The organism is Pseudonocardia lacus, assembly GCF_018531445.1.
GTDB lineage: Bacteria > Actinomycetota > Actinomycetes > Mycobacteriales > Pseudonocardiaceae > Pseudonocardia > Pseudonocardia lacus.
Genome location: NZ_JAHDTH010000077.1, coordinates 1 through 12,195, shown reverse-complemented (window position 1 = coordinate 12,195; position 12,195 = coordinate 1). Strand labels below are relative to the sequence as shown.

General features: G+C 73.0%; 11 protein-coding genes. All 11 read left to right on the top strand.

Translation table 11 applies throughout. The features are described 5' to 3' along the window. Positions 1-7: 7 nt before the first annotated feature. The 11 genes from argJ to tyrS are packed head-to-tail and all read left to right on the top strand — an operon-like array spanning position 8 to position 11,789. Entirely contained in the window at positions 8-1,171 is a 1,164-nt protein-coding gene (gene argJ / locus KIK08_RS17825) for a bifunctional glutamate N-acetyltransferase/amino-acid acetyltransferase ArgJ (protein WP_214404305.1), read from the top strand. Continuing rightward, entirely contained in the window at positions 1,155-2,066 is a 912-nt protein-coding gene (gene argB / locus KIK08_RS17820) for an acetylglutamate kinase (protein ID WP_214404304.1), read from the top strand. The genes argJ and argB overlap by 17 nt, the downstream gene beginning before the upstream one ends. Further along, positions 2,063-3,238 (top strand): acetylornithine transaminase, encoded by a 1,176-nt coding sequence (locus KIK08_RS17815; RefSeq protein WP_214404303.1) that lies wholly within the window; start codon positions 2,063-2,065, stop codon positions 3,236-3,238. The genes argB and KIK08_RS17815 overlap by 4 nt, the downstream gene beginning before the upstream one ends. Continuing rightward, positions 3,238-4,158 (top strand): ornithine carbamoyltransferase, encoded by a 921-nt coding sequence (argF, locus tag KIK08_RS17810; protein WP_214404302.1) that lies wholly within the window; start codon positions 3,238-3,240, stop codon positions 4,156-4,158. The genes KIK08_RS17815 and argF overlap by 1 nt, the downstream gene beginning before the upstream one ends. 5 nt (positions 4,159-4,163) lie before the next feature. After that, positions 4,164-4,637: an arginine repressor gene (locus KIK08_RS17805; RefSeq protein ID WP_408004683.1), complete on the top strand. Its 474-nt coding sequence runs from the start codon at positions 4,164-4,166 to the stop codon at positions 4,635-4,637. Continuing rightward, positions 4,634-6,067 (top strand): argininosuccinate synthase, encoded by a 1,434-nt coding sequence (gene argG / locus KIK08_RS17800; protein WP_214404300.1) that lies wholly within the window; start codon positions 4,634-4,636, stop codon positions 6,065-6,067. Before KIK08_RS17805 ends, argG begins: the two co-directional genes overlap by 4 nt. After that, the gene (gene argH / locus KIK08_RS17795; RefSeq protein ID WP_214404299.1) at positions 6,067-7,467 is read left to right on the top strand and encodes an argininosuccinate lyase; all 1,401 of its coding nucleotides are present in this window, start codon (positions 6,067-6,069) and stop codon (positions 7,465-7,467) included. The genes argG and argH overlap by 1 nt, the downstream gene beginning before the upstream one ends. A gap of 19 nt (positions 7,468-7,486) precedes the next feature. Further along, on the top strand, positions 7,487-8,740 hold the full coding sequence (locus tag KIK08_RS17790) for an aspartate aminotransferase type Ic (protein WP_214404298.1): 1,254 nt from the start codon (positions 7,487-7,489) through the stop codon (positions 8,738-8,740). 7 nt (positions 8,741-8,747) lie between these two features. Then, positions 8,748-9,398 carry a DNA-3-methyladenine glycosylase gene (locus tag KIK08_RS17785; RefSeq protein WP_214404297.1) on the top strand — a complete coding sequence of 217 codons (651 nt, stop codon included), beginning with the start codon at positions 8,748-8,750 and terminating at the stop codon, positions 9,396-9,398. Positions 9,399-9,430: 32 nt separating this feature from the next. Then, the gene (locus tag KIK08_RS17780) at positions 9,431-10,462 is read left to right on the top strand and encodes an iron-siderophore ABC transporter substrate-binding protein (RefSeq protein WP_214404296.1); all 1,032 of its coding nucleotides are present in this window, start codon (positions 9,431-9,433) and stop codon (positions 10,460-10,462) included. 49 nt (positions 10,463-10,511) lie between these two features. Then, a complete protein-coding gene (tyrS, locus tag KIK08_RS17775) occupies positions 10,512-11,789 on the top strand; it encodes a tyrosine--tRNA ligase (RefSeq protein ID WP_214404295.1) in 1,278 nt (425 codons plus the stop codon). Positions 11,790-12,195: the final 406 nt, after the last annotated feature.

Below are 12,195 nucleotides of genomic sequence, written 5' to 3'. Positions count from 1 at the left end.
GACAGCGATGAGCGTGACCGGACCGAAGGGGTTCCGGGCGGCGGGCGTGGCCGCCGGGATCAAGGCCAGCGGCCAGCCCGACCTGGCGCTCGTCGTGAACGACGGCCCGCGCTTCGACGCCGCGGGCGTGTTCACCCGCAACAAGGTCAAGGCCGCGCCCGTGCTGTGGTCGGAGCAGGTCGTCGCCTCGACGCACCGGCTGCGCGCGGTCGTGCTCAACTCCGGCGGCGCCAACGCCTGCACCGGCCACGAGGGCTTCCAGACCGCGCACGCCACCGCCGAGAAGGTCGCCGAGGTGCTCGGTGCGGGGGCCGTCGAGGTCGCGGTCTGCTCGACCGGCCTGATCGGCGCCCAGCTGCCCCGGGGGCGGGTGCTCTCCGGCGTCGAGCAGGCGAACACCGCGCTCGCCGCCACCGGGGCCGCCGGCCTGGCCGCCGCCACCGCGATCATGACGACCGACACCGTCGCCAAGCAGGCCGCGCACACCGATGCCGCCGGCTGGAGCGTCGGCGGGATGGCCAAGGGCGCCGGCATGATCGCGCCGTCGATGGCCACGATGCTCGCCGTCGTCACCACCGACGCCGTCGTCGACGGCGGCGTGCTGGAGGAGGCGCTGCGCGCGGCCGTGCGGGTCAGCTTCGACCGCCTCGACGTCGACGGCTCCACCTCCACCAACGACACGGTGCTGGTGCTGGCCTCGGGGGCGAGCGGGGTGGAGGCCGAGCCGCTCGACCTGGCCGCCGCGCTCACCGCCGTCTGCCGCGACCTGGCCCAGCAGATGCAGGCCGACGCCGAGGGCGTCACCAAGCGGATCACCGTGCGGGTGAGCGGCGCGGCCGGCGAGGACGACGCCGTCACCGTCGCCCGCACGGTCGCCCGCGACAGCCTGGTCAAGACCGCGCTGTTCGGCTCCGACCCGAACTGGGGCCGGATCGCGGCCGCCGTCGGCTACAGCGACGCCGAGGTCAACCCCGAGACGCTGGACATCTCCATCAACGGCGCCCTGCTCTGCCACGGCGGCGTCGCCTCCGGCGACCGCTCCGCGGCCGACCTGTCCGGCAAGGAGGTGCTGGTGGAGATCGACCTGGGCCTGGGCACCGGCCACGCCGACATCCTCACCACCGACCTGTCGCACGCCTACGTGGAGGAGAACAGTGCCTACTCCTCCTGACGCGGCCCGGACCGATCCCACCGCCCGCCTGGCGCACGCCGCGGAGAAGGCGGCGGTGCTGTCCGAGGCGCTGCCGTGGCTGCAGCAGTGGCACGGCCAGATCGTCGTCGTGAAGTACGGCGGCAACGCCATGATCGACGAGGACCTCAAGCAGGCCTTCGCCCGCGACATGGTGTTCCTGCGGCTGGCCGGCATCCGTCCGGTCGTCGTGCACGGCGGCGGCCCGCAGATCAGCGCCATGCTCAAGCGGCTCGGGCTGCCCGGGGAGTTCCGCGGCGGGCTGCGGGTGACCACCCCGGACACCATCGACGTGGTGCGGATGGTGCTGGTCGGGCAGGTTGGCCGGGAGCTGGTCGGGCTGATCAACCAGCACGGCCCGTACGCGGTGGGCCTGTCCGGCGAGGACGCCGGCCTGTTCACCGCGGAGAAGCGCACGGCGCTGGTCGGCGGCGAGGCGGTCGACATCGGCCTGGTCGGCGACGTCGTGCAGGTCTCGCCCTCGGCGGTGCTCGACATCGTCGACGCGGGGCGGATCCCGGTGGTCGCCGGCGTCGCGCCGGACGCCGACGGCCAGGTCTACAACATCAACGCCGACAGCGCGGCCGCCGCGCTGGCGGCCGCCCTCGGGGCCGCGAAGCTCGTGGTGCTGACCGACGTCGAGGGCCTGTACGCGAACTACCCAGACCCGGAATCGCTGATCAGCGCACTCACCGCGGACGAGCTCGAACCGATGCTCCCCGCGCTGGAGTCCGGGATGGCCCCGAAGATGGAGGCCTGCCTGCGCGCCGTGCGCGGCGGTGTCGGTCGCGCGCACGTGATCGACGGCCGGCTGCCGCACTCGGTGCTGCTGGAGGTCTTCACCACCGAAGGAGTCGGAACGATGGTGATCCCATGAGCGAGCTGACCGGCCGCTGGCAGGCGGTCATGATGAACAACTACGGCACCCCGCCGCTGGCCCTGGTCCGCGGATCGGGCGCCGAGGTGTGGGACGCCGACGGCCGCCGCTACCTCGACCTGCTCGGCGGCATCGCGGTCAACGCGCTGGGCCACGCCCACCCCGCGGTCGTCCAGGCGGTGACCGAGCAGATCTCCACGCTGGGCCACACGTCCAACCTCTACATCACCGAGAAGCCGCTGGCGCTGGCCGAGCGGCTGCAGGAGCTGCTGGAGGCGCCGGGCGCGCGAGTGCTGTTCGGCAACTCCGGCGCCGAGGCCAACGAGGCCGCGTTCAAGATGGCCCGGCGCACCGGCCGGCCGAACATCATCGCCGCGGAGAACGCGTTCCACGGCCGCACGATGGGCGCGCTCGCGCTCACCGGGCAGCCCGCGAAGAGGACCCCGTTCGAGCCGATGACCCCGGGCGTCAGCCACGTGCCCTACGGCGACGTGGCCGCGCTGGAGGCCGCCGTCGACTCCGACACCGCCGCCGTGTTCCTCGAGCCGATCATGGGGGAGGCCGGCGCGGTCACCCCGCCGGCCGGCTACCTGGCCGCCGCCCGCGAGATCACCAGCAAGGCCGGCGCGCTGCTGGTGCTCGACGAGGTGCAGACCGGCATCGGCCGCACCGGCAGCTGGTTCGCCTTCCAGCGGGCCGGCGTCGTGCCGGACGTCGTGACGCTGGCCAAGGGCCTGGGCGGCGGCCTGCCGATCGGCGCCTGCATCGGCTTCGGCGCGGCCGGCGACCTGCTGGAGCCGGGCCACCACGGCACCACGTTCGGCGGCAACCCGGTGTGCGCGGCCGCCGCGCTGGCCGTGCTCGACACGATCGCCTCCGACGGCCTGCTCGACCACGTCACCCAGCTCGGCAAGGAGATCGTCACCGGGGTCGAGGCGCTGGGCCACCCGCTGGTCCGCGGCGTCGACGGGGCCGGCCTGCTGATCGGCGTCCTGCTGGGCGAGCCGGTGTCGGCCGCGGTCGCCTCGGCCGCCCGCGACGCCGGGTTCCTGGTCAACAACGCCGTGCCCGACCGGCTCCGGCTGGCCCCGCCGCTGGTGCTGACCGAGGGCCAGGCCAAGGAGTTCCTGGACGCTTTCCCGGCGATCCTGGACGCCGCCGGAGGGACGTGATGGTCCGCCACCTCCTGCGCGACGACGACCTCACCCCCGACGAGCAGCGCGACGTCCTGGACCTGGCCGACGCGATGAAGGCCGATCCGCTCGCGCTGCGCCCGCTGGCCGGCCCGCGGTCGGTGGCGGTGCTGTTCGACAAGTCGTCCACGCGCACCCGGATCTCGTTCCAGGTCGGGATCGGCCAGCTCGGCGGCACCCCGCTGATCGTCGACGCGCAGGCCAGCCAGCTCGGCCGCGGCGAGACGATCGGCGACACGGCCCGCGTGCTGTCCCGCTACGTCGACGCGATCGTCTGGCGCACGGGCGACCAGTCGCGCATCGAGGAGATGGCCGCGGGCGCGACCGTGCCGGTGGTCAACGCGCTGACCGACCAGTTCCACCCGTGCCAGGTGCTGGCCGACCTGCAGACCATCCGCGAGCGGTTCGGGAAGCTGTCCGGGCTCACCCTGGCCTACCTGGGCGACGGCGCCAACAACATGGCCCACTCGCTGCTGCTGGGCGGGGCAACCGCCGGGTTGACGGTGCGCGTGTGCGCGCCGGAGGGCTTCACCCCGGGCCAGGACGTCGTGCGCGACGCCAAGAACCGGGCGTCGGACACCGGCGGGGCGGTGGAGCTGGTCGCCGACCCGCACGCCGCCGTCGACGGCGCAGACGTCGTGGTGACCGACACCTGGGTCTCCATGGGTCAGGAGGACGACGGCCTCGACCGCGAGGCCCCGTTCCGCCCGCTGCAGGTCAACGCGGCCCTGCTGGAGCGCGCCGCGGAGGGCGCGATCGTGCTGCACTGCCTGCCGGCGCACCGCGGCCACGAGATCACCGACGAGGTCATCGACGGCCCGGCCAGCGCGGTCTGGGACGAGGCGGAGAACCGGTTGCACGCGCAGAAGGCGCTGTTGGCGTGGTTGCTCCAGCAGTGAGTCGCGTGGCACGGCAGGCGCGGATCATCGAGCTGATCCGCGACCGCGCCGTGCACAGCCAGACCGAGCTGCTCGGGATGCTGGAGGACGAGGGCATCGGGACCACCCAGGCCACCCTCTCCCGCGATCTCGACGAGCTCGGCGCGGTCAAGCTGCGCGGCGCCGACGGGGGCACCCCGGTCTACGTCATCCCCGACGACGGCAGCCCGGTGCGCGGCATCTCCGGCGGCACCACCAGACTGGGCCGGCTGCTGGGGGAGCTGCTCACCGGCGCCGACGCCAGCGGCAACCTCGCCGTCCTGCGCACCCCGCCCGGGGCCGCGCACTACCTGGCCAGCGCGCTGGACCGCGCGGCCCTGCACGAGGTCGTCGGCACCATCGCCGGCGACGACACCCTGATGGTGGTGGCCCGTGAGCCGCTCACCGGCGCCGAACTCGTCGCGCTGCTGCGCGAACTCCAGCTGAGGAGCCCGTCTTGAGCAAGGTCCTGTCCTCCCTCCCGAAGGGCGAGCGCATCGGCATCGCCTTCTCCGGGGGCCTCGACACGTCCGTGGCGGTCGCCTGGATGCGGGAGAACGGCGGGATCCCGTGCACCTACACCGCCGACCTCGGCCAGTACGACGAGCACGACATCGCCGGGGTGCCCGGGCGCGCCGAGCAGTACGGCGCCGAGATCGCCCGCGTGGTCGACATCAAGCCGCAGCTGGTCGAGGAGGGCCTGGCCGCGCTGGCCTGCGGCGCCTTCCACATCCGCTCCGCCGGTCGGACGTACTTCAACACCACCCCGCTGGGCCGGGCCGTCACCGGCACGCTGCTGGTGCGGGCCATGCACGCCGACGACGTCAACATCTGGGGCGACGGCTCCACCTACAAGGGCAACGACATCGAGCGGTTCTACCGCTACGGCCTGATGGCCAACCCCGAGCTGCGCATCTACAAGCCGTGGCTCGACGCCGCGTTCGTCCAGGAGCTGGGCGGGCGCGACGAGATGAGCCGCTGGCTCACCGCGCACGGGCTGCCCTACCGCGACTCGGCGGAGAAGGCCTACTCCACCGACGCCAACATCTGGGGCGCGACGCACGAGGCCAAGACCCTCGAACACCTCGACGTCTCGCTGGAGACCATCGAGCCGATCATGGGCGTCAAGTTCTGGGACCCCTCGGTCGAGATCGAGACCGAGGACGTCGCGATCACCTTCGAGGCCGGCTACCCGGTGGCGATCAACGGCAGGCGCTTCGCCGACCAGGTCGCGCTGGTGCTGGAGGCCAACGCCATCGGCGGGCGCCACGGGCTGGGCATGTCCGACCAGATCGAGAACCGGATCATCGAGGCGAAGTCGCGCGGCATCTACGAGGCGCCCGGCATGGCGCTGCTCTTCGCCGCCTACGAGCGGCTGCTCAACGCCATCCACAACGAGGACACGCTGGCCAACTACCACGACGCGGGCCGCAGGCTCGGCCGGCTGCTCTACGAGGGCCGCTGGCTCGACCCGCAGTCGCTCATGCTGCGCGAGTCGACCCAGCGCTGGATCGCCTCGCTCGCGACGGGCACCGTCACCCTGCGCCTGCGCCGCGGCGACGACTACACGATCCTCGACACCCAGGGCTCGGGCTTCTCCTACCACCCGGAGCGGCTGTCGATGGAGCGCGTGGAGAACGCGGCCTTCGGCCCGGAGGACCGCATCGGCCAGCTGACCATGCGCAACCTCGACATCGCCGACTCCCGGGCCAAGCTGGAGGCCTACGCCGGGCAGCCGCACGAGCAGGGCACGGTGCTCGTCGAGCACGGCACGCTGTTCGGGGAGCTGCCCCCGGGCGGCTTCGACCGGATCGCCGAGCGCGACGACGCCGACGGGCCCGACGCCGGCGCCTCGCTCGACGAGGCCGCCCTAGAAGCGGGGACCGACTGATGGCCGGGCTGTGGGGCGGCCGGTTCGCGTCCGGGCCCGCGGACGCGCTGGCCGCGCTGTCGAAGTCGACCCAGTTCGACTGGCGCCTCGCGCCCTACGACGTGCGGGGTTCGCAGGCCCACGCCCGCGTGCTGCACCGCGCCGGCCTGCTCACCGACGACGAGCTCGCCGGCATGCTCGACGCGCTGGCCAAGCTGGCCGCCGACGTCGAGTCCGGGGCGTTCGGACCGGCGCCCGCCGACGAGGACGTGCACTCCGCGCTGGAGCGCGGCCTGATCGAGCGGGCCGGCCCGGAGCTGGGCGGCAAGCTGCGGGCCGGGCGCTCGCGCAACGACCAGGTGGCCACGCTGTTCCGGATGTGGCTGCGCGACGCGGCCCGCCGGGTCGGTGCCGGCGTGCTGGACGTCGTCGACGCGCTCGTGGCGCAGGCCGGCGCGCACCCCGACGCCCCGATGCCCGGGCGCACCCACCTGCAGCACGCCCAGCCCGTGCTGCTGGCCCACCACCTGGCCGCGCACGCGCACGCGCTGTTGCGTGACGTCGACCGGTTGGGTGATTGGGACAAGCGGGCGGCCGTGTCGCCGTACGGCTCGGGCGCGCTGGCCGGCTCCTCGCTGGGGCTCGACCCCGAGGCGGTGGCCGCCGAGCTGGGCTTCGACTCCGCCGCGGCCAACTCGATCGACGGCACCGCCGCGCGCGACTTCGCGGCCGAGGCGGCGTTCGTGCTGGCCATGATCGCGGTGGACCTCTCCCGGATCGCCGAGGAGGTGATCCTGTGGGCGACCGCCGAGTTCGGCTACGTCACCCTCGACGACGCCTTCTCCACCGGCAGCTCGATCATGCCGCAGAAGAAGAACCCGGACGTCGCCGAGCTGGCCCGCGGCAAGGCCGGCAGGTTGATCGGCAACCTGTCCGGACTGCTGGCCACGCTCAAGGGCCTGCCGCTGGCCTACAACCGCGACCTGCAGGAGGACAAGGAGCCGCTGTTCGACTCGGTCGAGCAGCTGGAGCTGCTGCTGCCCGCCGTCGCCGGCATGGTGCGCACGCTCGTCTTCCACACCGGGCGCCTCGCCGAGCTGGCGCCGGCCGGTTTCACCCTGGCCACCGACATCGCGGAGTGGCTCGTGCGGCAGGGCGTGCCGTTCACGGTGGCCCACGATGCGGCAGGCGGTTGCGTGCGCGCCGCGGAGGCCCGCGGCGTCGGGCTCGACGCGCTCACCGACGCGGAGCTCGCGGCCGTCCACCCGGCACTCACCCCGGACGTCCGGACGGTGCTGAGCGTGGCAGGCTCGATCGCCTCGCGCGACGCCCGCGGCGGCACCGCGGGGACCCGGGTCGCCGAGCAGCTCGACGCCCTGCGGGCCACCGCCGCCGCGGCCCGCGCCGCGCTGACCACATGAGATCTCGAGAGGATCACCGATGACCTCGCCAGCCGACCTGGCGCGCCCCGACCTGGACGCCGCCCAGCAGGCCTACGCCGACCTCAAGGCCGCGGGCATGTCCCTCGACCTGACCCGGGGCAAGCCGTCCTCGGCCCAGCTCGACCTGGCCGCCGCGCTGCTCACCGAGCCGTTGGCCGACTTCAGGGCCGCCGACGGCACCGACACCCGCAACTACGGCGGCCTCAACGGGCTCAAGGAGCTGCGCGAGATCTTCGCGCCGGTGCTGCAGGTGCCGGTCGACCAGCTGGTCGCGTTCGGCAACTCCAGCCTCGAGCTGATGTACGAGACGGTCGCCCAGGCGCTGCTGACCGCCATGCCCGGCGCGAACGGGCGCTGGGCCGACGAGGACCGGATCGTGTTCCTGGCCCCCGTCCCCGGCTACGACCGGCACTTCGCGCTGTGCGAGAAGCTCGGCGTCGAGCTCGTCACCGTCCCGATGACCGAGGACGGCCCCGACATGGACGTCGTCGAGGAGCTGGTCGCGGGCGACCCCGCGATCAAGGGCATCTGGTGCGTGCCGAAGTACTCCAACCCCGACGGCGCGATCTACTCCGACGAGGTCACCCGCCGGCTGGCCACCATGACCACCGCGGCGCCGGACTTCCGGGTCTTCTGGGACAACGCCTACGCGGTGCACCACCTGACCGACACCGAGCACGAGGTCGCCGACGTGCTCGCGCTGGCCGCCGAGGCCGGCCACGCCGACCGCGTCTTCGTGTTCGGGTCCACCTCGAAGATCACCCTGGCCGGGGCGGGCGTGTCGTTCCTGGGCGCCTCGCCGGCCAACGTCGCCTGGTGGCTCGCGGTCGCCGGCAAGCGCAGCATCGGCCCGGACAAGACCAACCACCTGCGCCACGCCCGCTTCCTGCGCGACGCCGACGGCGTGCGGGCGCACATGCGCAAGCACCGCGAGATCATCGAGCCGAAGTTCGCCGCGGTCGAGGACGTGCTCAGCCGCAACTTCGCCGACACCCCCGGGGTGAGCTGGTCGAAGCCGCGGGGCGGCTACTTCGTCACGCTGACCGTGCCCGACGGCACCGCCACCGAGATCGTCCGGCTGGCCAAGGAGGCCGGCATCGCGCTGACCCCGGCCGGGTCGACCCACCCCTACGGCGAGGACCCGGAGGACCGCACCATCCGGCTGGCCCCGACGTTCCCGGTGCTGGACGAGGTGCGCAAGGCGATGGAGGGCGTCGCGATCTGCGTGAAGCTGGCGCTGGCCCAGCGCTGAGCACCCGGTGACAACCCGCTCGCCCGCCGTGCTGCTCGACCGCAGCGAGCTGGCCGTCGACGTGGTGGCCGCGGCGGTGCGCCTGCTCGGGTGCACCGTCGCGGCCGACACGCCCGACGGGCCGGTCGCCGTGCGGCTGGTCGAGGTCGAGGCCTACCGCGGCGCGGACGACCCGGCCTCGCACAGCTTCCGCGGCCGCACCCCGCGCAACGCGGTGATGTTCGGCCCGGCCGGGCACCTGTACGTCTACTTCGTCTACGGGATGCACTTCTGCGCCAACGTCTCCTGCCTCGCCGATGGCGAGGCCGGTGCGGTGCTGCTGCGGGCCGGTGAGGTGGTCTCCGACGTCGGGCTGGCCAGGGCGCGGCGCCCCACGGCGCGACGCGACGCCGACCTGGCCCGCGGACCGGCCCGGCTGGCGTCGCTGCTGGGGCTGGACCGCGACGCCAACGGCCTCGACGTGACCGACCCCGCGTCGCGGGTGCGGGTGCTGGCCGGCGACCCGGTCGACCCGGCCACGGTGCGCACCGGCCCGCGGGTCGGCGTGGCCGCCGGCCACGACACGCCCTGGCGGTTCTGGCTCGACGGCCACCCCGCGGTGAGCCCGTACCGGCCCGGTAGGCGGCGCGTCACACCCGTGGGAGGCGTGCCGGACTAGCCGCCGGGGATAGGGCAGCCTATCCTTCCGCCGTGATCGCTCATCGACGTCGTTCCGGCTGGTTGTCCGCATTCGTGGCGGCCGGCGCTCTCCTGCTCACGGCCTGCGGGGGCGGTGCCGGCACGGCCGAGCCCGCGGCCCCGGCCACCGGTGGTGGGAGCGGGGCCGCCGCCGGGGCGTTCCCGGTGAGCGTCGAGCACGAGTACGGCACCACCGAGATCCCCAGCGCGCCCCAGCGCGTCGTCTCCCTCGGCTACACCGACCAGGACCAGATCCTCGCCCTGGGCGTCGTCCCGGTGGCCATCCGCGAGTGGAGCGGCAACAAGCCGTCGGCGACGTGGGAGTGGGCCCAGGACAAGCTGCAGGGCCAGCAGCCGCAGGTGCTCAACGGGGTCACGATCGACCCGGAGACGGTCGCCGCGCTCGCCCCCGACCTCATCGTCGCGATCACCGCCGGGCTCACCCGCGAGGAGTACGACACCTTCTCCCGGATCGCCCCGACGATCGTCCAGCCCAAGGGCGACATCGCCTACAACAGCGCGTGGCAGGACACCACGCGACTGGTCGGGCAGGCGCTCGGGCGCGAGGCCGAGGCCGACAAGCTGGTCACCGACCTCGAAGCCCGCTTCGAGGAGGCGAAGGCCCGGTACCCGCAGCTGGCGGGGAAGAAGGCGATGGTCGCCGGGGTGTCCACCGGCGGGGCCAACTGGTTCGCCTACAGCTCGGGCGACGCGCGCGGCCGGTTCCTGACCTCGCTGGGCATGACGATCCCGCCGGAGGTCGACCAGGCCGCAGGCGACAGCTTCTACGTCGAGTTCAGCCTGGAGCAGCTGCCCACGATCGACCGGGCCGACGTGGTCGCCTGGCTGGACGTCACGAACGGCGCGCCCGAGTCGAAGATCGAGAACGTGCCGGGCCACGAGCTGCTCACCGTGTTCCAGCAGGACCGCCTGCTCACGCTGACCGAGGAGCAGGGCAACGCGATGGGCTTCAGCAGCGTGCTGAGCCTGCCGCTGCTGCTCGACACCGTTCCGCAGCAGCTCGCCGAGAAGCTGGGCGGCTGAGCGGGCCCGCCGCGGAACCCGCTCGACCCCGCTTGGGACAATCGACCCCGTGAGCACGGACATCCTCGACGAGCTGAAGTGGCGCGGCCTGGTCGCGCAGTCCACCGACGAGGACGCGCTGCGCCGCGACCTCGCGTCGGGGGTGCTCACGCTCTACTGCGGCTTCGACCCGACGGCCCCGAGCCTGCACGCCGGGAACCTCATGCCGCTGCTCACGCTGCGGCGGTTCCAGCGGGCCGGGGCCCGTCCCATCGCGCTCGCCGGCGGCGCCACCGGCATGATCGGCGACCCGCGCGACGTCGGCGAGCGCTCCCTCAACGACCTCGACACCGTGCGCACCTGGACCGACCGGGTGCGCGGCCAGCTGGAGCGGTTCGTCGAGTTCGACGACTCGCCCACCGGGGCGCTGCTGGTCAACAACCTGGACTGGACGAGCCGGCAGTCGACGCTGGAGTTCCTGCGCGACGTCGGCAAGCACTTCCGGATCGGCGACATGCTCGGCCGCGAGACGGTCAAGCGCCGGCTCGCCGCCGACGGCATGTCCTACACCGAGTTCAGCTACCTGCTCCTGCAGAGCCAGGACTACCTGCACCTGTTCCGCCGCCACGGCTGCCGCCTGCAAGTGGGCGGGTCCGACCAGTGGGGCAACATCGTCGGCGGGGTCGACCTGATCCACCGCGTGGAGCGGCAGAGCGTGCACGCGCTCACCACCCCGCTGGTCACCGACAGCGAGGGCCGCAAGTTCGGCAAGTCCACCGGGGGCGGCAGCGTCTGGCTCGACCCCGAGATGACCTCGCCGTACGCGTGGTTCCAGTACTTCGTCAACGTCGAGGACGCCGGCGCCGCGTCGTACTTGCGGTACTTCACCTTCCTGCCCCCCGAGGAGATCGAGGAGCTGGAGAAGGCCACCGCCGAGCGGCCGCACCTGCGCTCGGCGCAGCGCAAGCTCGCCGAGGAGATGACCACCCTCGTGCACGGCGAACGCGCCACCCGGCAGGTGACCGCCGCGAGCGGCGCGCTGTTCGGGCGGGGGGAGCTGCGCGAGCTCGACGCGTCGACGCTGTCGGCGGCGCTGGCCGAGGTCCCGACCGCCGACATCCGGTTGAACGACGGACCGACGATCGTCGACCTGCTCGTGGCGACCGGCCTCGCGGACAGCCGCGGGGCGGCGCGGCGCACCGTCGCTGAGGGCGGGGCGTACGTGAACAACGCCAAGGTGACCGCCGACGACTGGCAGCCGTCGCAGGCCGATCTGCTGCCCGGTGGCTGGCTCGTCGTCCGCCGCGGCAAGCGCAACCTCGCCGGCGCCCGCGTCCAGCCCAGTTGAGCTGGGCAAACGCGGGAACCGACCCCCCGGTTTGAAACCCCTTGCCGGGGCGTGTAACTTACTCCATGTCGCCACGGAGGGCAGCACGACAGACCGGGACTGGATCTCAGGCCCAGAGTCAGCCCCCAGGAGTGGCGGCCAGCCAGTGAGAGGCACTGAGGCGCAGCTCACGCCAGGTGGGCCAGGTGGAGCTTGACTCCACGAACTGGACCACCTACAGTAGAAAAGTTGCTCCGGCTCAGCCGGGCGACTGACACCCCGGAAGGTGCCTCGCGGCCCTGGATGGTGTGTGGGTGTCTTTTGAGAACTCAACAGTGTGTCGAGCTATTGTTTTCTGGTTTTGGTTTTGTGCCAGATATGTTCGGCTGTGCGAGTGCGTACCCCGTGCGTTGCTTGTGCAGTGGTT